General features: G+C 72.8%; 23 protein-coding genes and 2 pseudogenes. 16 read left to right on the top strand and 9 right to left on the bottom strand.

The genetic code is table 11. From position 1 onward, the window contains the following. Positions 1-8 precede the first annotated feature (8 nt). The 4 genes from ACFYS8_RS32715 to ACFYS8_RS32700 are packed head-to-tail and all read left to right on the top strand — an operon-like array spanning position 9 to position 5,992. The gene (locus ACFYS8_RS32715; RefSeq protein WP_387648141.1) at positions 9-1,361 is read left to right on the top strand and encodes a cytochrome ubiquinol oxidase subunit I; all 1,353 of its coding nucleotides are present in this window, start codon (positions 9-11) and stop codon (positions 1,359-1,361) included. Further along, positions 1,354-2,628 (top strand): cytochrome d ubiquinol oxidase subunit II, encoded by a 1,275-nt coding sequence (locus ACFYS8_RS32710; RefSeq protein ID WP_387648138.1) that lies wholly within the window; start codon positions 1,354-1,356, stop codon positions 2,626-2,628. The genes ACFYS8_RS32715 and ACFYS8_RS32710 overlap by 8 nt, the downstream gene beginning before the upstream one ends. Beyond that, positions 2,625-4,370, top strand: coding sequence for an ABC transporter ATP-binding protein/permease (locus tag ACFYS8_RS32705; protein WP_387648135.1), 1,746 nt, complete (start codon positions 2,625-2,627; stop codon positions 4,368-4,370). Before ACFYS8_RS32710 ends, ACFYS8_RS32705 begins: the two co-directional genes overlap by 4 nt. Beyond that, positions 4,367-5,992 carry an ATP-binding cassette domain-containing protein gene (locus ACFYS8_RS32700; protein ID WP_387648132.1) on the top strand — a complete coding sequence of 542 codons (1,626 nt, stop codon included), beginning with the start codon at positions 4,367-4,369 and terminating at the stop codon, positions 5,990-5,992. Before ACFYS8_RS32705 ends, ACFYS8_RS32700 begins: the two co-directional genes overlap by 4 nt. Before the next feature lie 636 nt (positions 5,993-6,628). Here ACFYS8_RS32700 and ACFYS8_RS32695 read toward each other — a convergent pair. Beyond that, positions 6,629-7,564 carry a pirin family protein gene (locus tag ACFYS8_RS32695; RefSeq protein WP_387648129.1) on the bottom strand — a complete coding sequence of 312 codons (936 nt, stop codon included), beginning with the start codon at positions 7,562-7,564 and terminating at the stop codon, positions 6,629-6,631. 131 nt (positions 7,565-7,695) lie between these two features. Between ACFYS8_RS32695 and ACFYS8_RS32690 the strand changes: the two genes are divergently transcribed. Both ACFYS8_RS32690 and ACFYS8_RS32685 read left to right on the top strand, forming a co-directional pair. Continuing rightward, positions 7,696-8,205 carry a carboxymuconolactone decarboxylase family protein gene (locus ACFYS8_RS32690; RefSeq protein WP_387648126.1) on the top strand — a complete coding sequence of 170 codons (510 nt, stop codon included), beginning with the start codon at positions 7,696-7,698 and terminating at the stop codon, positions 8,203-8,205. A 115-nt stretch (positions 8,206-8,320) separates the two neighbouring features. Beyond that, entirely contained in the window at positions 8,321-8,956 is a 636-nt protein-coding gene (locus ACFYS8_RS32685) for a DUF4291 domain-containing protein (protein WP_387648124.1), read from the top strand. A gap of 54 nt (positions 8,957-9,010) precedes the next feature. Here the strand turns inward: ACFYS8_RS32685 and ACFYS8_RS32680 are convergent, their stop codons facing one another. Further along, a complete protein-coding gene (locus tag ACFYS8_RS32680; RefSeq protein ID WP_387648121.1) occupies positions 9,011-9,541 on the bottom strand; it encodes a GNAT family N-acetyltransferase in 531 nt (176 codons plus the stop codon). A 355-nt stretch (positions 9,542-9,896) separates the two neighbouring features. Further along, positions 9,897-10,685 carry an alpha/beta fold hydrolase gene (locus tag ACFYS8_RS32675; protein WP_387648118.1) on the bottom strand — a complete coding sequence of 263 codons (789 nt, stop codon included), beginning with the start codon at positions 10,683-10,685 and terminating at the stop codon, positions 9,897-9,899. A 266-nt stretch (positions 10,686-10,951) separates the two neighbouring features. Here ACFYS8_RS32675 and ACFYS8_RS32670 point away from each other — a divergent pair, with 266 nt between their 5' ends. Continuing rightward, complete coding sequence (locus ACFYS8_RS32670) at positions 10,952-11,812, top strand: S-methyl-5'-thioadenosine phosphorylase (RefSeq protein WP_387648116.1); 861 nt, start codon at positions 10,952-10,954, stop codon at positions 11,810-11,812. A gap of 140 nt (positions 11,813-11,952) precedes the next feature. Here the strand turns inward: ACFYS8_RS32670 and ACFYS8_RS32665 are convergent, their stop codons facing one another. Beyond that, the gene (locus ACFYS8_RS32665) at positions 11,953-12,276 is read right to left on the bottom strand and encodes a hypothetical protein (RefSeq protein WP_387648113.1); all 324 of its coding nucleotides are present in this window, start codon (positions 12,274-12,276) and stop codon (positions 11,953-11,955) included. Positions 12,277-12,630: 354 nt separating this feature from the next. Between ACFYS8_RS32665 and ACFYS8_RS32660 the strand changes: the two genes are divergently transcribed. Further along, positions 12,631-12,975: a hypothetical protein gene (locus ACFYS8_RS32660; RefSeq protein WP_387648111.1), complete on the top strand. Its 345-nt coding sequence runs from the start codon at positions 12,631-12,633 to the stop codon at positions 12,973-12,975. A gap of 93 nt (positions 12,976-13,068) precedes the next feature. Here ACFYS8_RS32660 and ACFYS8_RS32655 read toward each other — a convergent pair whose 3' ends face one another. Further along, on the bottom strand, positions 13,069-14,067 hold the full coding sequence (locus ACFYS8_RS32655) for a Ku protein (RefSeq protein WP_387648108.1): 999 nt from the start codon (positions 14,065-14,067) through the stop codon (positions 13,069-13,071). Positions 14,068-14,099: 32 nt separating this feature from the next. On the opposite strand from ACFYS8_RS32655, the gene ligD reads away from it, so the two are divergent. Continuing rightward, on the top strand, positions 14,100-14,999 hold the full coding sequence (ligD, locus tag ACFYS8_RS32650) for a non-homologous end-joining DNA ligase (protein ID WP_387648105.1): 900 nt from the start codon (positions 14,100-14,102) through the stop codon (positions 14,997-14,999). 60 nt (positions 15,000-15,059) lie between these two features. Here ligD and ACFYS8_RS32645 read toward each other — a convergent pair whose 3' ends face one another. Continuing rightward, positions 15,060-15,956 (bottom strand): GNAT family N-acetyltransferase, encoded by an 897-nt coding sequence (locus ACFYS8_RS32645; RefSeq protein WP_387648102.1) that lies wholly within the window; start codon positions 15,954-15,956, stop codon positions 15,060-15,062. Between the two features lie 312 nt (positions 15,957-16,268). Then, positions 16,269-17,030: an alpha/beta fold hydrolase gene (locus ACFYS8_RS32640; RefSeq protein WP_387648099.1), complete on the bottom strand. Its 762-nt coding sequence runs from the start codon at positions 17,028-17,030 to the stop codon at positions 16,269-16,271. A gap of 107 nt (positions 17,031-17,137) precedes the next feature. On the opposite strand from ACFYS8_RS32640, the gene ACFYS8_RS32635 reads away from it, so the two are divergent. Continuing rightward, the gene (locus ACFYS8_RS32635) at positions 17,138-17,929 is read left to right on the top strand and encodes a DNA-formamidopyrimidine glycosylase family protein (RefSeq protein WP_387648096.1); all 792 of its coding nucleotides are present in this window, start codon (positions 17,138-17,140) and stop codon (positions 17,927-17,929) included. Between the two features lie 42 nt (positions 17,930-17,971). Here ACFYS8_RS32635 and ACFYS8_RS32630 read toward each other — a convergent pair whose 3' ends face one another. Then, positions 17,972-18,613, bottom strand: a complete 642-nt coding sequence (locus ACFYS8_RS32630) for a uridine kinase (RefSeq protein WP_387648093.1) — start codon at positions 18,611-18,613, stop codon at positions 17,972-17,974. A gap of 110 nt (positions 18,614-18,723) precedes the next feature. Between ACFYS8_RS32630 and ACFYS8_RS32625 the strand changes: the two genes are divergently transcribed. Genes ACFYS8_RS32625 through ACFYS8_RS32615 form a run of 3 tightly spaced genes read left to right on the top strand, consistent with a single transcriptional unit; the run spans position 18,724 to position 19,746 of the window. Beyond that, entirely contained in the window at positions 18,724-19,227 is a 504-nt protein-coding gene (locus ACFYS8_RS32625) for a phosphohydrolase (protein ID WP_387648090.1), read from the top strand. 58 nt (positions 19,228-19,285) lie between these two features. Further along, positions 19,286-19,459: a hypothetical protein gene (locus ACFYS8_RS32620; protein WP_387648087.1), complete on the top strand. Its 174-nt coding sequence runs from the start codon at positions 19,286-19,288 to the stop codon at positions 19,457-19,459. Continuing rightward, positions 19,456-19,746, top strand: a complete 291-nt coding sequence (locus ACFYS8_RS32615; RefSeq protein WP_387648084.1) for a dsRBD fold-containing protein — start codon at positions 19,456-19,458, stop codon at positions 19,744-19,746. The genes ACFYS8_RS32620 and ACFYS8_RS32615 overlap by 4 nt, the downstream gene beginning before the upstream one ends. Positions 19,747-19,924: 178 nt before the next feature. On the opposite strand, the gene ACFYS8_RS32610 is transcribed toward ACFYS8_RS32615, so the two are convergent. Continuing rightward, on the bottom strand, positions 19,925-20,203 hold the full coding sequence (locus ACFYS8_RS32610) for a hypothetical protein (protein ID WP_387648081.1): 279 nt from the start codon (positions 20,201-20,203) through the stop codon (positions 19,925-19,927). Between the two features lie 145 nt (positions 20,204-20,348). On the opposite strand from ACFYS8_RS32610, the pseudogene ACFYS8_RS32605 reads away from it, so the two are divergent. The 3 genes and pseudogenes from ACFYS8_RS32605 to ACFYS8_RS32595 all read left to right on the top strand — a co-directional run. Continuing rightward, positions 20,349-21,049 (top strand): annotated as a pseudogene (locus tag ACFYS8_RS32605) (FHA domain-containing protein); the annotation flags it as partial. Positions 21,050-21,248: 199 nt separating this feature from the next. Then, positions 21,249-21,511, top strand: a pseudogene (locus tag ACFYS8_RS32600) (ABC transporter ATP-binding protein); the annotation flags it as partial. A gap of 180 nt (positions 21,512-21,691) precedes the next feature. Beyond that, positions 21,692-22,060 carry a hypothetical protein gene (locus tag ACFYS8_RS32595; protein WP_387648078.1) on the top strand — a complete coding sequence of 123 codons (369 nt, stop codon included), beginning with the start codon at positions 21,692-21,694 and terminating at the stop codon, positions 22,058-22,060. Positions 22,061-22,093 lie beyond the last annotated feature (33 nt).

Raw genomic sequence — 22,093 nt, 5'->3', positions numbered from 1 at the left:
CGGCCGCCTTGGAACTGTCCCGATGGCAGTTCGCCATCACGGCGATCTTCCACATGTCCTTCCCGGCCCTCACGGTCGGCCTCTCCGTGCTGCTCGCCGTCGTGCAGACCGCTTACGTACGCACGGGAAACCCGCTCTATCAGCAGATCTTCCGCTTCTGGAAGAAGATCTTCGCGGTCGGCTTCGGCCTCGGCGTCGTCGCGGGCACCGTGATGACCTTCGAGTTCGGCCTCAACTGGGGCGTCTTCGCCCACGCCGTCGGACCCGTCATCGGGGTGACCATCGGCATGGAGGTCATCACGGCCTTCTTCCTGGAGGCCGGCTTCATCGGCGTGATGCTCTACGGCGAGGGCCGGGTCAAGCCGCGGACCATGGCCTTCGCCTCCTGGATGGTGGCCTTCGGCACCCTGCTGTCCACCACCTGGATCCTGTCCGCCAACAGCTGGATGCAGGCCCCGGCCGGCTACACCGAGACGGCCGGCCAGTTCCACCCGAGCGACTGGGGCAAGGTCCTGCTCAACCCGGCCTTCACCTACCGCTTCCCGCACATGCTGCTGGCCGTGCTGATCAGTGCGAGCTGGTTCGTCGGAGGCATCTCCGCCTGGTACCTGGTCAAGCAGCGCAGGGCCGCGCTGCCGTTCGCCCGCCGCTGCCTGTCCGTCGCCCTCGGCGTGCTCGCCGTCCTGATGCCGGTCCAGCTGTACATCGGCGACGCCACCGCCATCTTCATGGCGCAGCACCAGCCCGCGAAACTCCAGGCGTTCGAAGGCAACTGGCGCACCGACAACAACGGGTACAACGTGGTCGTCATCCCCGACACCGACCGGGGCACGAACGATCTGCGCATCACGGTCCCGCACCTGGGCGCGGTGATCGGCCACGATCTCACCGGCGAGGCCGCGGTGCCCGGCCTGCTGGAGACCCCGCCCGACCAGCGGCCCAACATGTGGAGCACCTTCTACGGGTTCCGGGCCATGTACTTCACCGCCCTGGCCATGTTCGCCACCGCTCTCGCGGGGCTGGTGCTGCGCCTGCGGAGGCGACTGTTCGACTCCCGTCGCTTCCTGCGCTGGATGGTCTGGATGACACCGGCCGGTGTCATCGCGATCACCGGCGGGTGGATCACCGCCGAGGCAGGGCGCCAGCCCTGGGTGGTCTACGGCAAGCTGCGCACACAGGACGCGCTGTCGCACTTGAGTACGGCGCAGGCCGCGACCACCCTGACCGCCTTCGTGCTCCTCTACGCGGCCCTGCTGGCCATCTGGGTCCGCTACATCGTCCGTACCGTCAAGGCCGGACCCGACCTGCCCACGGGTGAAGCCGCGATGGCCGCCCCCGGAACGGAGGCTTCCGTTGCTTGAGTACGCCACCTACGCCCTCGTCCTGCTCTCGCTCGGCATGTACGTCGTCCTGGACGGCTACGACCTGGGCGTCGGCATGCTCAGCCTGTTCGCCAAGGGGGAGAGCCGGCGCGAGTACGGCGAGTTGATCGCCACCGCCTGGGACGCGAACGAGAGCTGGCTCGTGCTGGCCGGTGTGGCCCTGTGGGCCGGGCTGCCCGGCGTCTACGCGACCGTGCTCCCCGGGGTCTACCTGCCGCTGATCGGCATGCTCCTCGCGATCATCCTGCGCGGCATGGGACTGGAGTTCCAGAGCGCCGCCGCCGGCTACCGGCGCGGCTGGGCCCTGCTGTTCGGCGCCTCCTCGCTCGCTGCGACCCTCTGCCAGGGCCTGGTGCTCGGCGGCGTGCTCTCCGGACTGGAGCAGCGTGACGGGTCGTTCAGCGGCGGCGCCTTCGACTGGCTCACCCCCTACAGCCTGCTGTGCGCACTCGGCCTGGTGGCGCTCTACCTGCTGGCCGGGGCCGCCTGGCTGCAGGACAAGACCGAAGGTGCCGCCCGCGAACGCGCCGGTCGAGCCGGGCGCCCGCTGCTGGCGGCCACCGCCGTGGCCGCGCTGATCCTCGGGTGCGGCCTGCAGGCCGCCGACCCGCAGGAGTTCGGGTTCGACGAGCCGGTGCGCGCGGCACTGTTCTGGACTGCCGTCGCCGGGGCGGCGGCCGCGGGCGCGGTGGCCTGGTACGGCTTCGGACGGCGGCCCGACTGGCGGCCGTTCGCGGGTGTGGTCACCGCCCAGGTCTGCGGCCTGCTCGCCCTGGTGGCCGCGACCGCGCCGGTGGTCGTCCCGCCCAGACTGACGCTCCATCAGGCGTCCAGCCCGCCCGGCTCGCAGACCTTCCTCGTCGTCGGCGTGGGATTGTGCATGCCGGTGGTGTTCGCCTACAACGCGTACGCCTGGTGGGCCTTCCGGGGCAAGTTCACGCAGACCCCGGAGGCGCCGCTCGACCCGCTGCGGGTGCGCACGGGGGCACCCCGCCAAGCCCGGCCCGAGCCGGGCGGCTTCGTGGTCGTGGTCCGGCGCGCACTGCTCACCGTGCTGGGCGTCGGGTTGGCGGCCGTGTCCCAGGACGTCTTCGGTGGCGTTGCGACCTGGATCGATCCGCTGGGCGTCACGCTCCTCTCGGCGGCGGCCCTGGCCGCCTGGATCATCAGCGACCGGAGGGACCAGCGGGACGGGGTCTTCGATCTCGACCCGGACGACCAGGACCCCGTTCGGACGGGGACGTGAGCACCTCGACCGCCCTGCTGACCGAACTCGGCGACGCGCGCGTCCGGGACCAGGACGACGAGGTGTCGGCCCGGTTGCACGCGTGGGCCGAGCCCGGCCGCGCGGAGTTGCGGCGGGCGGGCCTGCTGCGCGGTCTGGCTCCGCTGGGCACCGTGCTCTGGGCGGCCGGTCTGGCCTGGGCGGCGCAGCGCGGGCTCACCGGCCAGCACGGCGGACGGCTCCCAGTACGGGTCCTGCCCGGCGCCGGGCTCGTGCTGGCCGGTGTGGCGGTCCGGGCCGCGCTGCTGGCCACCGCCGACGCGGCGGCCGCGCGCGGCGCCCGCCGGGTGCGCGCGGCACTGCGCGAGCGCCTGCTCGCCGCAGCTCTGCCGGCGCGCGGCCCCGCCCGGCCCGGCAACGGTGACGCCGCCCTCGCCGAGTCCCTGACCGGCGAGGTCGCCCGGCTGACCGAGTGGCTCACCGAGTACGTCCCCGCTCGCACCACGATGCTGCTGGGCAGCGGTCTGACCTTGGCCGCCATCGCGGTTCGCAGCTGGTTCGTAGCACTGATCCTGGTCATCGCCACCCCGTTGCTGCCGACCAACCTCAAGGTCATCGGCCTCGGTACACAGGCCGCCGTGCACGCGCAGCTCACGGCGGTGCGCCGGCACGGCGCGCGCCTGCTCGACCACCTGCGCGGCCTGCCCACCCTGATCGGACTGGGCGCCTGGGAGACCGCCGCCGTCGCGCTGCGCGAGGACGACGAGGAACTGGCCCGTCGCACCCAGGCGGTGCTACGGGTCGCCTTCCTCTCCACCGCCTGGATCGAGCTGCTGATCACCGGCACGCTCGCCGTGGTGGCGACCTACTGCGGACTGGCGCTCCTCGACTACCTCCAACTGCCGCTGGTGCCAGGCCGGATGAGCCTGGCCACCGCGCTCTTCGTGCTGGTGCTCACCCCCGCCTACTTCGCCCCCGCCCGCGACCTGGCCCGGGGCTACCACGCCCGAGCCGAGGCCCGCGCCGCAGCGGAGCTGATCGAAGGGATCGTCGCCGGCACCGGCAATGACGGCGACGATCCGGACCCGCCCGCGCCGACCCGGCACACCGGCGGCGGGGTCGGCGTGCACCTGGACCATGTGACGGTCCGTCATCCCGATCGTACGGAGCCGGCACTGGACGACGTGAGCCTCCAGCTGGCCCCCGGTGCCCTCGTCGCCGTCACCGGGCCCAGCGGCGCGGGCAAGTCGACCCTGCTCGCCGTCGCCGCGGGACTGGCTCAACCCACCTCCGGAACCGTCGCCCACGAGTGGGGCGGCACCTTCCAGCCGCCGTCACCCGCCTCGGTCGCCTGGGTCGGCCAACCCGCGCACCTGCTGCCCGGCACCGTCCGCGAGAACCTGCTCCTCGCCCGACCCGATGCCACCGACGAAGCACTCTCCGCCGCCTTCCGCACGCTCGGCTTCAGCGACCTGCTCGCCGACCTGCCGGGCGGTCTGGACACCCCGCTCGGCGAGCGGGGCAGCGGGCTCTCCTCCGGCCAGTCCCAGCAACTCTCCCTCGTCCGGGCACTGCTGCGGGACGCCCCGCTGCTCTGCCTGGACGAGCCCACCGCCCACCTCGACCCGGTGGCGGAGGCCCGCGTGGTGGCGGCCCTGCGCACGCTGACGCGCGGCCGGAGCGTGCTGCTCGCCACCCACAGCCCCGCACTGCTCCCGCTCGCCGACCGGACGATCCACCTGGACCGGGGAAGGACGCGATGAACGCCTGGAAACTGCTGCGCCACTCCATGCCCCGCCGCGACCTGGCCGTCGCCATCGCATTGGCCGCGGCGGCGGAACTGAGCGCAGCGGCGCTGCTGGGCCTGTCCGGCTGGTTCCTGACGACCTGCGCGCTGGTGACCCTGCTGGCCAACACGACCTGGTCGTGGATGTACCCGTCAGGGACGGTCCGCGCCCTCGCCCTGCTGCGCACGTCGCTGCGCTACCTCGAACGGCTGGTCAGCCACCGGGTCGTCCTCGCCACGACCGTGACCCTGCGCGGCCGCCTGGTCCGGGGTGCCGGCGAACTGAGCGCGCGCGAGCTCCGAGCCCAGCGCGACGGAACCCTGCTCGCCCGCCTGACCGCCGATGTCGAGACGGTGGCCGGCCTGCCCGCCCAGGTCGTCGCGCCACTCGCCGGCTGCGCGGTCACCGCGGTGCTGGTGGAGGCGCTGCTGCTGCGGGCGAGCCCGACGCTCGGTGCGGCCGAGCTCACCGTGTTCGCGGGCGGCATCTGGTGGGCGATCCGCACCGGCCGCCGGGCCCGGCGGCACCTCGCAAGCGCGGCTGCCGCCCGGGCCGGCGCCGGGACGGACCTGATCGCCGCCCGGACCGCCTTCAACGAACTGCGCTGCCTGGACGTGATCCCGCAAGCCCGAGGCCTCGTCGCGACGGCGCTGGAGCGCGAGGAGGCGGCTGCCGCCGCCGCGGCAGCCGAGCAGCGCAAGGGCCGCCTCGGCCTGAGGCTGCTCGCCGCCCTCGGCCAGGGCCTCGCCCTGGTTCTCGCGCTGCAGGCAGGCGCCTGGTCGCAGCCGGTGGCCGACGCCGTCGGCGAGGTGCTGCTGCTCGCGGCGGTGTGGGACCTACTGGAGCGCCTTCCGCAGCTGCTGCAGGAGCTGGCCGCCGCCCAGGACGCGGCAGCGCGTCTCGGCCCGCTCGGTGCGACCACCGCCGACCGGCAGCCGCCCGCGCCGACGCGGCGCGGCCCGGTGCTCACCGTGATGGACCTGCCCGCTGCCAACGGTGGGCGGCCACTGTCGTTCACCGTCCGCGCTCCCCGGCTGATCGTCGTCACCGGCCCGAACGGCAGCGGGAAGTCCACGCTTCTCGGGCAACTGGCCGGACGGCTGCCGACCACCTCCGGCCGGGTACGGCTGGACGGCGCTCCTGTCGCCGACCTGCCCGCCGAAGCCGTCGCCGACGTGCTCACCCTGGTCGAGGCCGACGACTGGCTCGCCGACACGACCGTCGCGACCAACTTGCGCCTGGCCGCACCACTCGCGGACCCGGAGCATCTGCGTGCCGCGCTGGCGACAGTCGGCCTCGGCGCCCTGCCCCTGGACACCCCGGTCGGCCCCGCCGGCCGCGCGCTCTCCCAAGGACAGCGCCGCCGCCTCGCCGTCGCCCGCGCGATCCTGCGCCGGCCGCGCATCCTGCTGCTCGACGAACCCACCGCAGGACTCGACCGGCCGACCGCCGAGGCACTGCTGCGCGACCTGCGCCGGGCGCTGCCCGATTCGGCCCTGGTCCTCGCCCTGCAGGACCAGGACCTTGCGCTGCTCCCGTGGCACCCGGACGTCGCGGTCGACCTGGCCGGCACGACGGCTCCTCAACCGGCCTGCTAAGCCGGGGGATTCCTACACGGGGCGAGAGTCGCCCCGGGCAGGACGGGGGCCGGGAGGCGATCCGGAACGTCCTGACCGTCGGCGCCCGCACCGACCTCGCCATGTTCGATGGGTACCGGCCCCTCGCCGCCGGCGGCGACCGCTCACCACCGCCAACGCCACCGGCACCGCCCACACTGCCCTCACCCCTGAAACCGTCCAGGCACTCCTGGTCCACGAGGCACGCTGGCCCACCGCGATGACCGACGGCGGCAAAGACTTCGCGCGCAACGTGCTGGCCGCTACGGCTGGGGAGTGCCGACCGAGGTGCGATGTGGGCGGAAGGTACGAGGCCAGCAAACGGGCCGGATCGCGGGGTGGTGCAGCTGCGAGGCCGTCGGCCGCATGTCCGACACGTGCGCGAACGGTTCCTCCCATCTGCTGACGACCCGTCAGAAAAGTCAGCAAAAGGTCAGCATTCATCCACCCACAGCGTGCAAAACCCGCCCGCAGGTGGGAATCGGCAAGGTCTCCGGGACTGCTGTCGGGAGCTCTGCCAGCGACGCTCGCCGGCGTCTCGCCCAGAGCCGAAGGCGGTCGCGGGCCACCCCGCATGGGGCTGATCGCCGCGACCGCCGAGTGCGGCATATGCACAGGTCAGGCGCGATTTCCCCGCGCCTTGAGGGCGACGTTCGGGAGCTCCGGAGCGGGCAGCCGGTCGCCCGGGTAGCCCTGGACTTCGCCGAACCGGACCCCCTTCTCCCAGTCGTTTCGTGCTTGTGTGATCTCCTCACTGGATCGTCCGATGAAGTTCCACCACATGACGATCTGCTCGTCGAAGGGGGTGCCGCCGAGCAGGATCAGGCGGGCGGGGGTGGGGGAGGGGTTGATGATGGTGAGGGTGCTGGGGCCGGGCGGGAGGTAGCCGAGGTCGGCGCGGTGCAGGGGGGTGCCGGCGAAGGTGATGTCGCCCTGGTCGACGAGGAGGCCGTGTTCGAAGGCGGGGTCGACGTCGAGGGTGAGGGTGGCGCCAGGGTCGAGGACGAGTTCGGCGCCGAGCAGCGGGCTGAAGGTGGGCACGGGGGAGGTTTCGCCGGCCAGCGTGCCGAGGAAGACGCGGACCTCGGCGCCGTCGAGCGTGACCGGGCCGGGGACGTGGTGGTGGAAGTCCCGTGCGGTGTGCCGGTGTTCGTCGGGGAGCGCGACCCAGAGCTGGACGCCGTGCAGGGTGCTGGTGGCGGCCGTCGAGGTCTCGGAGTGGGCGATGCCGTGGCCGGCTGTCATGAGGTTGAGTTCGCCGGGCCGGACGAAGGCGTGCACGCCGAGGCTGTCGCGGTGCTCGATCTCGCCGCTGAACAGCCAGCTGACGGTCTGCAGGCCGATGTGCGGGTGCGGGGCGACGTCCATGCCGCCGGTGATGGCGACGTCGTCGGGGCCGTAGTGGTCGATGAAGCACCAGGCGCCGATCAGGGTGCGCTCGCGCTGGGGGAGGGTGCGGCGGACGGTCATCGCGCGCGGGCCGCCGAGCGGGACGTCCCGCGGCGGGAGGACCCGGACGGTGGCCGCGCGGGGGTCGTTCTCGGTGGTGCTCATGGTTGTGTTCCCTCCCGTGCCGTCCGGTTACCGGAGTTCCCGGTCGGCCCGTTCCAACAAATCGTTCCAGCTTCAACTATTATGGAGCGTATCGTCAGACAAATACCAGTACGCAGGCGGAGGAGCTCCAGGTGACCGAGGTGGCGACCACCACGACCGGCCGGCGGGTCTACATCGACAAGCAGCACCCGCAGGCCTTCCGTGCTCTGCGGTCCAACGCCGAGGCGGTCCGCGAGGCCGCTGCCGAGGCCGGACTCGACCGCCGCCTCGTCGAACTGGTCAACCTGCGCGTCTCGCAGATCAACGGCTGCGCCTACTGCCTGGACGTGCACACCAAGGCCGCCCTGCAGGCCGGCGAGAGCGTGCAGCGGCTCGGCGTGCTGAACGCCTGGCGCGACACCGCCCTGTTCGACGAGCGAGAGCGGGCCGCACTGGCGCTCGCCGAGGCCACCACCCACCCCGCCGACGCCACCGCCCAGGACGTGGCGTACGCGCAGGCCCGGGCGGTGCTCGGCGACGAGCAGATCTCCGCCGTGATCTGGGTGGCCATCGCCATCAACGCCTTCAACCGCGTCTCCATTCTGAGCAAGCACCCGGTCCGGCCCGCGCGCGTGGCCGCCGAAGCCGTTGTGAATGCGTAGGCGCCGGTAGGGAGTTGGCGTCACGTCAGCAGCGCGCGCCCAGCTGTCGAAGGGCGGTCGGCTGGCCACCGAAAATGCGTGGCCGGCGGGATCGGGCGAGTGGCAGGGTCGGAGGATGGCTCAGCAGCACAGCTCGCCCCGCCACGCGCCCAATCGGTCGTCCAGTCGGTCCGCCACGTCAGGGCGGGCGTCCGAACTGCACGCCGTGCGCGCCGACTTCGACGACAGCACGATCGTCGTCTACCAGGCCTACGCGCCCGCGATCGCCGAACCCGCGCTGCGGACCGGACGGTTCGTCGCGCCGTTCTCGTTCCGCCGGATGACTTGGATCAAGCCCTCGCTGCCCTGGCTGCTGCACCGCAGCAACTGGGGCACCAAGTCCGGACAGGAACGCATCCTGGCCGTCCGGATCACCCGGCAGGGCTGGGAACGCGCGCTGGCAGCAGCCGAGTTGACCACCGGCGACCAGCAGCGGCTGGCGGCGGCCCGGGTGCACGTCCAGTGGGACCCGGAGCGGTCGCTGCGCGGGGCGGCGCTCAACCACTACAGCATCCAGGTCGGCCTGGGGCGGGGGATCGTCCGGGAGTTCGCCGAGGAGTGGATCGTGTCCCTCGCCGACCTCACTCCGCAGATCCGCCGCGCCGCCGAACTGGTCCGCGCCGGCCGCACCGAACAGGCCCGCCGGCTGCTTCCGGACGAGCGCCGCTACCCACTGCCCGCCGAACTCGCCGCGCGTCTCTGCCACGTGTGACCTCCCGCCGGCGCAGTGGCCGGGGAGGGGGAGGGGGAATGGGAGGGGGGAGGATCAGGCCAGGTCGGAGGGGCGGATCCGGTAGACCTGGAGATTCAGGTTGTAGTACTTGGTGGTCTCGCCGACCCAGCGCATCCCGAGCCGCTTCGCCACCGCGTGCGCCCGGTCGTTCTTCGGCCGGGCCACCGCGAACACCTCCTCGACGTCCTGGGTGAACGCCCACCTCAACAGCGCCAGACCCGCCTCCGTCGCGTACCCCTGGCCCCAGGCGTGCGGGGCGAGCTGCCAAGTGATCTCCAGGTCCTCGTCGTACGGCGGCAGCGGACGGATGCTCAGCCCGCCGACCACCTTCTTGTCCTCCCGCCGCTCCACCGCCCACCGCCCGCGCGGAGACAGCAGTCCGGACTGCTCCTGCGCCCAGGCCTGCAGCACCGAACGCATCGCATGGACATCGGCGACCTGCGACATCGCCGGCGTCAGCCAGCGGGCGACGTCCGTGGAGCCGTACACGGCCAGCGCGTCCTCGGCGTCGTCGGGCGTCCAGTCGCGGACGACGAGCCGATCAGTGGTCAGTCTGATCCCCATGGCCGGGTCCTCCCTCATTCGATTGGCGGACGTCTCCTCCCCCGGAGTGTGCGCCCCCGGCCCGTCCCCGTCGAGCGGGGGAATCGGCCTTCACTGTCCGTCGCTGTGCGGTCGCCCGGGCCGGTCTGGCGTTGGGGTGCTCGCCCGTTAGTTGGTCGTTGGGTGGGTGTGCGCGGTGGGGCAGGGACGGGCCGGCGAGATGATCTACGCGGAGATTATCTCTGCGGGGATGTTTTCCGTGAGCGGTGATCGGTTTTGATCGGCCGAGGGAGATCATCTATGCGGAGATTATCCCTGCAGGGATGAACTCCCCGCGCCCGACCGACTGAGCGGAGACGGACCCAGCGGCGCGCGCTCAGCGGCGCCCCGCCAGCGGAATGCCCAGACCCTCCGGGCCGCCGCCCTCCAGGGCCAGCGCGGTGCCGATCTCGTCGGGCAGCGTCGCCAGTCCCAGCAGGGCCAGCGCCAGTCCGGCGGTGGTGCGGTGCCAGTCGCCGGCCCGGCGCATCAGAGTGTGGCCGCTGCCGAACACCCGGTAGCCGGCCACCCGCGCCCCGTGGTCGCGGGCCCGGAGAGCGAACAGATCGGTGTCGGCGGGCGGCGTCACCCGGTCGCGGTCGCCGTGCAACATCAGCACCGACGTGCCCCGCAGGTGCTCGGTCGGCTCGTCCTGCGGGCACCACGGCGCCAGCGCCACCACTCCCTGCACGCACGGGTGCGCGGCTGCCCGCAGCGCCGCCCGGCCGCCCATCGAGTGCCCGATCAGCACCGTCGGCACCGGCCCGAGCGTCTCCGCCAACTCTGCCAGCGCCGCCTCCGCGTCGCGGGCCGCGTCCGCGCGCTCACCGTTCCAGCCCCGGCAGCGGTAGTGCACGGTGCCCACCGCCAGCGACCGGCCCGCAGCCCCGTCCGAGCCGGGCTGTGCCGAGCGTCGCACCGCGCGTTCCACGGCCCGCGCGAACGGGCGCATCCGCAGGCCCGGCAGGTTCAGCGCCGGCACCGGTTCCGGGCCGAACTCCCGCCCGCCGTGCAGCACCAGCACCGCCGCGTCCGGCGCCGAAGGCCGCACCCGCCAGGACAGTGCCCGGTGCGCTGCCATGGTCCCGTCCTCGCCGGAGTGCACCGCCAGCCGCCCGTCGTTCATCACACCGTCCCGTCGCCGTGCCCACCTGGGCTGCCACTGTACGCGGACGCCACCGCCGACCGGGAGCGTGCGGATCGCCCGGTGTTCGAGCGCGTGAGTCCGAACCGCACAGCTCCGATGCGGGACGCCGGACCTGACTGCTCGTAGGGTGTCAGCGTGCCCACGGCAGGCCGCGCCGCCCACCGTGCGGCGCCCCCAGTCGCAGCCCCACCGCGCCCCTCGGGCTGTGGCGGGCCTGCGTCCCACCGGCAGAGCCGAGGAGAGCCATGGCCGACGTCCAACCGCCCCGCACCGACGGCACCCCGACCGCCGAACTCGGCGTCATCGGCGGATCCGGACTCTACGCGCTGCTCGAAGACGTCACCGAGGTGCACGTCGAAACGCCCTACGGGCCGCCCAGCGACGCCGTGTTCATCGGCGAGGCGGCCGGCCGGCGGGTCGCCTTCCTGCCCCGCCACGGCCGCGGCCACCGCCTGCCGCCGCACCGCATCAACTACCGCGCCAACCTGTGGGCGCTGCACTCGCTCGGGGTGCGTCAGGTCCTCGCCCCGTGCGCCGTCGGCGGCCTGCGTCCCGAGTACGGCCCCGGAACGTTGCTGGTGCCCGACCAGTTCGTCGATCGGACCTCCGGCCGGGCGGGGACCTACTACGACGGCCGCAGCCTTCCCGACGGTTCGATGCCGGAGGTGGTGCACGTCGCGATGGCCGACCCCTACTGCCCCGACGGCCGGAACGCCACGCTGGCCGCCGCCCGGTCACTCGCCTGGGAACCGGTCGACGGCGGCACCCTGGTGGTGATCGAGGGCCCGCGCTTCTCCACCCGCGCCGAATCCCGCTGGTTCACCGCCAACGGCTGGTCCGTGGTCGGCATGACCGGCCACCCCGAAGCCGTGCTGGCCCGCGAACTCGGCCTCTGCTACACCTCGTTGACACTCGTCACGGACCTGGACGCCGGGGTGGAGACCGGCGAGGGCGTCACCCACGCCGAGGTGCTGAAGGTCTTCGCCCGCAACGTCGACCGCCTGCGCGCCGTCCTGTTCAAGGCCCTCGAATCGCTGCCCGCCACCCGCGACTGCCTCTGCTCGCACGCCCTGGACGGGGTGGAGACCGGCCTGCCCGGCGTCTGATCCGGCGGCCCTGCTGCTCCGATTCACGCTGCGGCCCCGGTTTCCCGGAGTTCCGGCCAGGCGACGTCGATCGGCCGGCGCCCGCCGTCTTCTGGCGGTGCGCCGGCCGAACGCGCTCCCTGCGCGGGCGGGTGCGCCCGCTATCGATTCCGTGCGCGCCGACAGAAGTGCGCCAGCGCCATCAGGGCCGCCAGCGCCGTGCCCCAGGCCGCCACCACGGCGACCAGCAGCATCGGCGCCCGCAGCGCCACCGCCAGTCCCAAAAGTCCGAACGACACGGCCAGACAGCACGCGATCACCACGACCACCGATCGTGGGCGGGCCACCAGCGACCGCCGAAGCCGCGCCATCCGTGCTGGTCGCATCGTGCGCAGCTCGCGCTCCAGCTCCAGATCGCTTCCCAGCTCGGCCTCGATCTGATGAAGGATCAGGAGCTCACGCGGGGAGAGTGCCGGTCCGTCCATCAACCACCTCCGCGCCGCCAGGCAGGCGCGCCCGGCCTTCCCCGCCGGCGCGTCCCTACGTCCCAGGTAGCAACACATCTGCCCGCTGCACGCCGGTTCTAACATGCGAACGCGGTGCCGAACCGCCGTGCTGCGACCGGCGTTTCGTCCCTCCGCGACCCAAATGACCCGCGCGCCGCGCCCACCCCACCGGCACCGGGCGCACCCCTCCGGGCGGCGTCCGCACGGCCGTTGCGACGGCGCGCGACGTGCACGCGCAGAACCGATTCGCCACCGGGCCGCGCCCATACGGTAGTTCGCGCCGGGACGGACCCGCCGATCCCGGCGTTCGATCGGAAAGGCCGTACCACCCCCATGCACCTGCGTTCCACGGCTGCCGCCGCCGTCGCCTCGCTCGCCCTGCTGTTCGCCACGCCGTGTCCCGCCGCCGCGGCCGTCGGCGAGTTCCGCTACACCTACTTCGACAACTTCGGCGACCGTGCCGAGGGCCGGCTCGTCGACCCCGACAGCCGGGTCTGCCACACCCTCCCCGAGGTCGCCGACCCTGACACCACCGAACCCGCTTTTGCCCCGCAGAACCTCACCGGCTCTACTGCCACCATGTTCACCGGCCCCGACTGCGACGGCGAGTACTACTCGCTGCGCCCCGGCGGCCGCGCCTCCGACCGCCTCAAGCTCCGCTCCGTCGTCTTCTCCTGACCCGACCCCCATTCGCACACCGCCGTGCGGCTCCGCCCCAGCCGGGGCCGCACGCCCCGCTCCGGACGCGTGAATCGCCGAAGTGATGGAGCGTCAGGACGCCTTGCGGGGTGCGGCCTTCTTCACGGCAGCCTTCTTGGCCGGCGCCTTCGTGCTCTTCTGCGACGCCGCCCCGTTCCGCCTCGCCGACGCGTTCCGGGTCCGCTTCGCGGCACCGCCGCCCGAGGCCGCGTCCTGCGCCGCCTCCGCATCCTCGGCATCCGCCGCAGACCCGGCCGGTCGGCCGCCCTTCGTTCCCCGGCCGTGTTCGCCCTTGGCGGCCTTCACGCTGTTGCGCAGCACCGCCATCAGGTCGATCACCTCGGCCTCGCCGCCTCCGGCCTGCTCCTCCAGGTGCGGTGCCTCCACCCCGGCCAGCTTGGCGTCGATCAACTCCTGTAGCGCCAGCTGGTATTCGTCGTGCAGCGCCGACAGGTCGAAGTCCTCCGACAGCGTGTCCATCAGCGAACGCGCCATCTTCAGCTCCTGCGGACGGATCGTCACCTTCTCGTCCGGCGCCATCCCCTGGGCCGAGCGGACCTCGTCCGGCCACAGGCAGGTCTGCAGCACCAGGGTGTCCTCGTGCACCCGCAGCACCGCCAGCGACTCCCTGGTCCGCATGGTCACCTTGGTCACCGCGATCTGCCCCGACGCGCGCAGCGCGTCCCGCAGCAGCACGTACGGCTTCGCCGGGGCCTTGTCGGCGGTGGCCACGTAGTAGGCCTTGGAGTACATCAGCGGGTCGATCGACTCGGCGGGGACGAACGCCAGCACGTCCACCACCTTCTTGCTCGGCAGCGGCAGTTCCGCCAGGTCCTCATCGTCGAGCACCACCTGCCGACCGTCCGCAGACTCATGCCCCTTGGCGATCTCGCCGTACGGAACCTCCTTGTCCTCCGCCTCGCAGAACCGCTTCATCCGGATGCGCGAGCCGTCCTTCGCATGCACCTGGTGCAGGGCCGGCCCACTGTGCTCCTCCGTGGCGGCATACAGCTGGACCGGTACGCTGACCAGCCCGAACGTGATGACGCCTTTCCAGGTGACCTGTGGCATGTCATGGCCCTTTCGCGGGGATTTCCCACGGTATGCCCGAGCGACAGGTCACGGAAGTCGAGGGCCGCCGCCTGGTCCTCTCCCACCTCGACAAGGTCCTCTGGCCCGCCACGGGGTGGACCAAGGGCGAGGCCCTCTACTACTACGCGCAGATCGCCCCCGCGATGCTTCCGCACCTGCGCGGCCGCGCCGCCAGCTTCCTGCGCTTCCCCTCCGGCATCGGCGAGGAGGGATTCTTCGCCAAGAACCCGCCACCCGGCCTGCCCGCCTGGGTGCACACCGTGACCGCGCCCAGCCACGAAGGCCCCAAGCAGCGCGTCGCCGTGGACGACCTGCCGACGCTGATGACAGTCGCCAACGGCTACGCCCTCGAACTGCACGTGCCGCAGTGGACCGCCGAGAGTGGACCCGACGCCCACGACCGCCTGGTCGTCGACCTCGACCCCGGACCCGGTGCCGACCTCACCCACTGCTGCCGCGTCGCCCTGCTGATCCGCGAAGCCCTCGCCGCCGACGGCCTGGTCTGCCGACCCAAGACCTCCGGCAGCAAGGGACTGCACCTGTACGCCGCGCTGCGCCCCGCCCCCGCCCGGCAGGTCAGCGACTACGCGCACGCCCTCGCCGAGCGCCTCGCCCGCGAGCACCCCACCCTGGTCGTGTCCCGGATGACCAAGGCGCTGCGCCGGGGAAAGGTGTTCGTCGACTGGTCACAGAACGCGACGGCGAAGACCACCGCCGCGGCCTACACTCTGCGCGCCACCAGCGTTCCGGGGGTGTCGGCCCCGGTGAGCTGGAGCGAGGTGGAGCAGTGCACCGACCCGGCCGAGCTGATGTTCAGCCCGGAGGAGGTGCTCGACCGGTTTGCCGAGCAGGGCGACCTGCTGGCCGACCTGCTCAGCGACGACCAGACGCTGCCGGAGCCCGACGGCTGATCCCGGCGGCAGGCCGGCCGGCGCAAGGGGAGGCCCGGGCCGTGCGGCGGCGGTGTGGTGTCAGGACGTGGCGGCCTCCGCGGCGGGCTCGGCGATCAGGGCGGTGGCGATGCGGCGGAAGCCGACGCTCTCGTATATCCGCGCCACGGCGTCGTCGCTGGCGGACAGGAAGACCGTGCGTATGCCGGTGGCCCGGGCGTGCTCGACCAACTGCGCGGTGACCCGGCGCGCCAGGCCCTGCCGCCGCAGCGACGGGAGCGTCGCCACTGCGACGATCTCGCTGACGTCGCCGACCGGCTGGTGACAGCCGGAGGCGACGGCCAGGCCGTCGGGCCCGGCGATCGCGGCGACGACCGTGCGGCCGGCCTCCATGCGGCCGATCATCCGCGTCACCTGGCCGTCGGCGATCGCCGTCCGGGTGGCGTCGGCGAGCTGCTCCGGGCCGGCCACGCCGACCTGGGTGCCCGGGTCGGCGAAGGCGAGGTGCGGGACGGTGACGGCGTTCGGCAGCAGCGGGTCGTCGATCGTCAGCACCCGGACCTCCGGGTCGTTCTCCGCAGCCGGGGCGGCAGCCGACGGGCCGTCGAGCTCCAGGACCAGCAGCGGGTGCTCGTGCACCTCCAGGCCCGAAGACTCGATCGGGGCGCGCAGACCCGGCGAGGTCTCGTGCACCCATTCGAAGCTCTCCGGTGCGCCCAGCTCACGCTGGCGGGCCCGGACCCGCTCCACGTCGGCGGCGGTGAACGGTCCGTCGCCGCCGAGTCGCGGACGTGCGTAGTAGTGCCAGCCCGGCCCTGTGCGGACGAACAGGGTGAACGGGCCGTGTTCCTCGGCGGTCGCGGAGAACCGGGGAACGGCGTCGAAGAACTCCTCGAGCCGGGCCAGGACGGCCGACGGCCCGCCTGCCTCCGCCCCCGGGGTGGAGGTGAGGTCGGTGTCGTGCTGGGTGTCGCGCATCGTGCCGTCCAAGGGTGTGGTGCGTCCTCTCGTGGAGGTTGATCACGCGGAATCAAAGCAGGGCGATCGGACGCGTGCACCTGTTTTTTCGAACCGTGAGCACGGCCTGTTCGACCATGTCGGTCTGGCAGGGTCTGCGTCGGCGTCGAATGCCGAATCGGTTCTGCGATGAGGCGATTGCCCTGTTGAGGCGCAAAAGTGAGGTGCAATCACCTCCCGCGGGTGGCGGCGCGTGGGGCCCTGGGGTTCGAACGGGATGCCGATGTTCACTCGGGGGAGGGGATGTGAGGGGTTCGCCGTTGACGTTCGGCGTCAGGCCTTCCACACCTTGGCGAGGTGGGCGATCAGCAGCTCGGCCACCTCGGCCGGGCGCTCCAGAGCGGGCAGGTGGCCGGCCCAGGGGAGTTCGCGGTGCTCGCCGGCGGGCAGCACGGCCGCCGTGTCGACGGCGATCCGGCGGAAGTCGTCCACGTCGTGCCGGCCGCCGAACACCAGCGCGGGGGCGACGGCGTTGCGCAGGTCCACCTCGGGCTCGGTCGGGTGGAACTCCTCCTCGGGCGCCAGCTGCACCTCGTACGCATTGCGCTGCATCACCCGGACCTTGGCCTTCGCGGCCTCGTCCGCGTCGGGCCCGAGGAAGGTGTCCACCATCAGCTCGACCGCCTCGTCCAGCCGCCCGGACTCGACCAGTTTCACCTCGCGCTCGCCCAGTTCCACCAGTTCGGCGCTCGGCTCGTGGGTGGCGCTGCCCGGGCAGAGCAGCGTCAGCGAGTGCACCCGCTCCGGGCGCAGCGCCGCGAACCGGGCGGCCATGTTGCCGCCGAAGGAGGCGCCGATGAGCGAGACCCGGTCGATGCCGAGTTCGTCGAGCAGGTCCTCCAGGTCGGTCAGGTTGCTGTACGGCGCGTCCGCGCAGGGGGTCTCCCCGAAACCGCGGAAGTCGCACCGCACGACTCGGTACCCGGCCTCGCGCAGCGCGTCCCACTGGCCGTCCCACATCCGCCGGTCGCAGACGGAGGAGTGCAGCAGGAGTACCGCGGGGCCGGAGCCGGCCACCTCGTGAGTGATCGTCATCGCGCCAACCTAGAACAGCGACTCGTGACCTGACCAGGGGATTACCTGTCAGCAGAGACGGTGGGGGTGGGCCGGGCGGTGTCCGTGGCTGACGGCATGATGGGGGCGTGCCCGAAGGAGACAGCATCTACCTGGTCGCCACTCAGCTCAACCACGCGCTCGCCGGCGCGGTGTTGACGGTGGCGGACCTGCGCGTGCCCGCCCACGCCACCGCCGACCTCACCGGCCGCCGGGTGCTGGAGACGGTGCCGCGCGGCAAACACCTGCTGACCAGGTTCGAGGGCGGCGTGACGCTCCACACCCACCTGCGGATGGACGGCCGCTGGCAGGTGTTCCGGCCCGGCGAGCGCTGGCGCAGCGGACCGGCGTTCCAGATCCGGGCGATCCTCGGCACCGAGCAGGGCACCGCCGTCGGCTACCGACTGCCCGTGGTGCAACTGCTGCGCACCGCCGAGGAGGCCCGGGTGGTCGGCCACCTCGGCCCCGACCTGCTCGGCCCCGACTGGGACGTCGCCGAAGTCCGCCGCCGCCTGCTGGCCGCCCCGCAACGCCCGGTCGGCGCGGCCCTGCTCGACCAGCGGAACCTGGCCGGCATCGGCAACGTCTACGCGAACGAACTGAGCTTCCTGGCCGGAGTCACCCCGTGGCTGCCGGTCGCCGAACTGCCCGACCTCGACCGGCTGCTGCACCGGGCGCACCAACTGCTGGACGCCAACAAGCTGCGGCACGGCCACATCACCACCGGCGACACCCGGCCCGGCTGCCAGAACTGGGTGTACGGCCGGGCCCGCCGCAACTGCGTGCGCTGCGGCACGCCGATCCGCACCGGTACCCACGCGCAGGACCGCACCGCGTACTGGTGCCCGCGCTGCCAGCGCGGCCCGGCGCCGATCGGCTGACGGCGGCATGCCGACGCTGGACGGCGTCGGGACGCGGGGGTGTCAGTCCGGCTCGACCAGCGCCGGGTGACGCGGGTCGTCCACCCGGACGGTGAGGTCGGCGAGCTCGGCCGGGTCGGTCTCGGTGCGGTAGCGCTCGTGGGCGGGCAGCGTCCAGTGCTGATCGGCGGGGGTGCGGCGGGCGAGCGCGGCAGCGGACTGGGTGAGGTGCACGGTGAGTTCGAACGGCAGCCAGCGGCCGAGCAGGAACGGGCCGTCCAGTAGCAGCACTCCGCGTGGTGGCAGTTCCAGGTAACGGGCCCGGGTGGAACGGTCGGTGGCCGGATCCCAGAAGGTGGGCAGCATCCGGCCGTCCGCGCCCGGCTCCAGCGGGTCGAGCACCTCGCGCAGCAGCGCGCCCTCGTCCAGCCACAGGTCGTGGAAGGCGTCCGGATCCTGCTTGCCGTACTCGAAGCGGACCGAGGCGGGACGCAGGAAGTCGCCCGCCGATACCCGCTGTACCGGCCGGCCGAGCAGCCGCAGCGGCTCCACCAACGCATCCGCCAACTCGCCCGGGCGGGCGGCGGCCGCGCCGTCGATCGCCACCCGCAGACGGCGGTCCGGATCGTCGGGGCCGGGCAGCCGGTGGATCCGCTCCGCGAGCAGGGCGACCAGGCGCTCCGGGGAGATCGGGGTCACCCGCACCGGACGATCACTTCCTCTCCGTCGACCGGACGTTCCGTCAACCGGACGTTCCGTCAACCGGACTATATTTTCCGATACCTGATCGTCACTCATCCCAGGGGGATCCCGCCGTGCCTTCGCCGAACCTCGCCGACGTGGATGCCCTCGCCGCCCGTGCCCACGCCGGACAGTACGACCGGATCGGGGTCCCCTACATCGAACACGTCCGGGCCGTGGCAGCAGGCGTCGCGGCGTTCGGCACCGGCCTGCAGATGGCCGCACTGCTGCACGACGTGCTGGAGGACACCCCGACCCGCGCCGACGATCTGCTTGTCGCAGGGATCCCCGCCGGAGTGGTCGCCACCGTCCGCCGGGTCACCCGGGAGCCGGGGACGGACTACCGGGCGATGCTGCTCGACATCGTCACCGATCAGGCCGCGACCCTCGTCAAGATCGCCGACAACGCCCACAACTCCCGCGCCGACCGGTCCGCCCGGCTGCCCGAGGCGGACCGCGCCCGGCTGGCCGCGCGCTACCGGGACGCCCGCGCCGTCCTGTGGCCCGCCGTCGCCGACGCCGACCTGCGGACCGTCCTCGCCGCCGTCAACCCCCCGCTGCTGGCCGAACTCGACTGAAGCGTTCGGCGGGAGCAGGCTGGAAGGAGCAGTGGGGGCCGACAGCGAGGAGCCGAGGATGTCCGAGATGAATGACAGGCTCAACGACAAGGCGCAGCGCGACGAGGACGATGTCCGCGCCGCAGACCCCCTGGAAGGCATCACCTCCGACCAGAACATGAGCGCCTGGGGGGAGCCGCCGGCGGAGGGCGAGCGGATCGCCGAACCGCCCCAGCAGGAGGAGCAGCGGTGAACGCGCGAGCCGCGGTGCCCGAACCGCATACCTCCGATTGGAACGTGCGCCTGCGGCTGGTCGAGGTCGGCGACCTCACCCAGGCACACGCCGTCCTTGACACCGGCGTCAACCTGATCGAGGTCGACGCCGAGGCCCATCGCAGCGCCCAGGACCCCGCCGACCCGGCGATCGGCGACGAACTCGCCGTCGGACGCGCACTGGCAGCCCTCGGGCAGCAACTGATCCACCGCGGCTCGACCGCCGCCGAAGCAGTCGAATCCGCCCGTCGGCGCGACACACCGTAGTCACCGAACGGCGGGGCGCCGGGTGTCGAGGGGCCGGCACTCGGCCATGGCGGGCGGTCTGCGGGGTTTGGCCTGCCTGGGTGCAGGTGCATGGGTGCAGGGCTTCGGTGCCCGGGCAGGCCGAAACCCGGGCCGTCGCGCACCTGACTGTGCCGCCGCAGCCCGGGTTCGGGGGGAGTCAGGCCTGCGGGGCGGCCGCGCCGCCGCCCGTCTTCACCGCCTCCACCATGTGCTGGTGCACCTCGCGCGCCGCCGCCTCGTCCGCCGCGGCGACCGGGCTGCCCTCCACGGTGAACCAGTCGAGCGCCCCGCTGTACTGCACGGTCAGCCGCGCCTCGCCCTCGATCCACATGGTGTGCACCGTCAGATCCCCGGTGATGACGCCAATCTCCACGGTCTTCACGCCACCGTGGCCGGACAGAATGCCCTGCGTGGTCCAGGTTGCCCAGGTGTTCACAAACCCGCTCCCATCCGCCGCCCTATGGGCCGCTCGGTCCCGACCCCACAGGTACCCAACCCGTGGCGACCGTCTTCCACTGTCACTCGGAAGGCCGAAAACCGCCCCCCGGGCGGGTGCCCGGCGCCGGGAACAGCATCGACGCATGGGAGAGCGAGAGACGGCGCCCCCGCGCCGAAACTGGTCCTCGAAACTGGCGACGACTCGACCGTCATCACCCCGAGCCGCACCTACTCCTCAGGCCGTGACCCCGCTGCCGACATCGTCCTCACCGACCCCCGGGTCTCCTGGCACCACGCGCGACTGCATGTCGGCGACGGTCACTGGATCGTGGACGACATCGGCTCCACCAACGGCACCTGGGCCGACGGGCGGCGCATCGTCCACCAGGAGATCGAACCCGGCACCGTGCTCTGCCTCGGCAGCCCCGCCGACGGGCCGCACTGCACCTTCAACGCTCTGCCGCGGCCGACCGCCGTCCACCGGGTGCCCGGCGGGGGACCGTCGCCCGAAGCCCGGCCGTCCGCACTGACCGCCATCACCGGCTCGCTCCGGCCGCCGTCCAGGGTCCGGCCGCTGCCGACCAGAGTGGTCCGGATCGGGCGAGCCCCGGACAACGACCTGGTGCTCGGCGACCTGTCCGTCTCCCGGCACCACGCCGAACTGCGGGCCCGCCCCGACGGCCGCTACGAGATCGCCGACCTGGCCAGCCACAACGGCACCTACCTCAACGGCCGGCCCGTGCCGCGGGCCCTCGTCGGGCCCGGCGACCTGGTCGGCATCGGCCACTCGATGTTCTGCCTGGTCGGCGACGAACTCCAGGAATTCGTCGACACCGGCGACATCGACCGGGGTGCCCGGTGACGGGCAGGCGCCGGGTGACTTCAACAGCCGGGCGCAGGGACGCCCGCCGCCGGCATTCCCACCGCAGACCGCCTCGCTGCCGGGCCGAGGCCGCAGCGCTGGCGCCGACAGGTCGGCACGCTCTGCCGCCGCTACGCCAGTGCCCTCGCCGCCGACCGGACCTTCCTCGCCCTCGCCCCGCGGGGCATTGCTGCAGCTCGACCACATTCCGGTGCTCAACCAGATCTCCTGGCTGGTCCCCTCCCGCTGGGCGCTCGGCGCGATGGCCGCCACGATCGACCTGCACGCCATCGTCCCCGGCAGCCTCACCGACGATCCCCTGTTCGCCCACCGGGCCGGTATCTGGTTGCTCGACGTGGGCATGCTGATCGTCCTCGCCGTGCTGTACAGCCTGATCGTCGCCGGCTGCTGCGCCAGTACGAACCGGCCGTGATGCGGCGGTAGCCGATGGGAACCCCTGGCAGATTCCGGCCCCACCCACGTCGCCCCCGGCGGCGGCCTGCCGACCTGGACCGGCCCCGGCCCGGCCGCCGTCAGGGTGCCACTGGACCCGCTGCTGCCCGTCGTCCTCGCCGAGGCCCGCGGGAACTGGGCCCGGAGCGTCTGCTCCAACGGCTGGACGGCTTGGGTCGACGGCCGACTGCTGGTGGCCCTCCCGCAACGGCCCCCGGCCTCCCACTCACCGCCGGCGACGACCCGCGCCCGCTGCTCGCCGCTCTGGAGCGCAGCCTCGCCGACTACCGGCGGCTGCTCGACGACTACGCGGCCGGCCGGACCGACCTGGAGACCTTCCGCGACGGCACCCGCGACCTGCGGCTGGGCGCCGTGATCGACGGAGTCTCAGCCTGGCTGCTCGATCTCGAACGGGACCGCTGGCTCTACTGCGCCGCCGCGCAGGTACAGGGCTACGCGGTGGCCGACGGCGCTCGCGAAGGTGGCGACACCGGCAGCCAGGGCGAGCGCGATGACGGTGGGGGTGGCAGCCGTGGCTGAACGGGGCGCCGCAGTGCGGGACAGCGCCGAGCG

Source organism: Kitasatospora sp. NPDC004615, from assembly GCF_042873545.1.
Taxonomy (GTDB): Bacteria; Actinomycetota; Actinomycetes; order Streptomycetales; family Streptomycetaceae; genus Kitasatospora.
Note: the sequence above shows the minus strand (reverse complement) of the source record. Positions and strands in the feature narration are given on the sequence as shown.

Bases quoted from the DNA above. Each gene is read 5' to 3' on its own strand.
- ACFYS8_RS32645 (WP_387648102.1), bottom strand. From the start codon at position 15,956: ATGCGCGACACCCAGCACGACACCGACCTCACCTCCACCCCGGGGGCG.
- ACFYS8_RS32655 (WP_387648108.1), bottom strand. From the start codon at position 14,067: ATGCCACAGGTCACCTGGAAAGGCGTCATCACGTTCGGGCTGGTCAGC.
- ACFYS8_RS32660 (WP_387648111.1), top strand. From the start codon at position 12,631: ATGCACCTGCGTTCCACGGCTGCCGCCGCCGTCGCCTCGCTCGCCCTG.
- ACFYS8_RS32620 (WP_387648087.1), top strand. From the start codon at position 19,286: ATGTCCGAGATGAATGACAGGCTCAACGACAAGGCGCAGCGCGACGAG.
- ACFYS8_RS32670 (WP_387648116.1), top strand. From the start codon at position 10,952: ATGGCCGACGTCCAACCGCCCCGCACCGACGGCACCCCGACCGCCGAA.
- ACFYS8_RS32665 (WP_387648113.1), bottom strand. From the start codon at position 12,276: ATGGACGGACCGGCACTCTCCCCGCGTGAGCTCCTGATCCTTCATCAG.
- ACFYS8_RS32700 (WP_387648132.1), top strand. From the start codon at position 4,367: ATGAACGCCTGGAAACTGCTGCGCCACTCCATGCCCCGCCGCGACCTG.
- ACFYS8_RS32695 (WP_387648129.1), bottom strand. From the start codon at position 7,564: ATGAGCACCACCGAGAACGACCCCCGCGCGGCCACCGTCCGGGTCCTC.
- ACFYS8_RS32640 (WP_387648099.1), bottom strand. From the start codon at position 17,030: ATGACGATCACTCACGAGGTGGCCGGCTCCGGCCCCGCGGTACTCCTG.
- ACFYS8_RS32680 (WP_387648121.1), bottom strand. From the start codon at position 9,541: ATGGGGATCAGACTGACCACTGATCGGCTCGTCGTCCGCGACTGGACG.
- ligD (WP_387648105.1), top strand. From the start codon at position 14,100: ATGCCCGAGCGACAGGTCACGGAAGTCGAGGGCCGCCGCCTGGTCCTC.
- ACFYS8_RS32675 (WP_387648118.1), bottom strand. From the start codon at position 10,685: ATGAACGACGGGCGGCTGGCGGTGCACTCCGGCGAGGACGGGACCATG.
- ACFYS8_RS32685 (WP_387648124.1), top strand. From the start codon at position 8,321: ATGGCTCAGCAGCACAGCTCGCCCCGCCACGCGCCCAATCGGTCGTCC.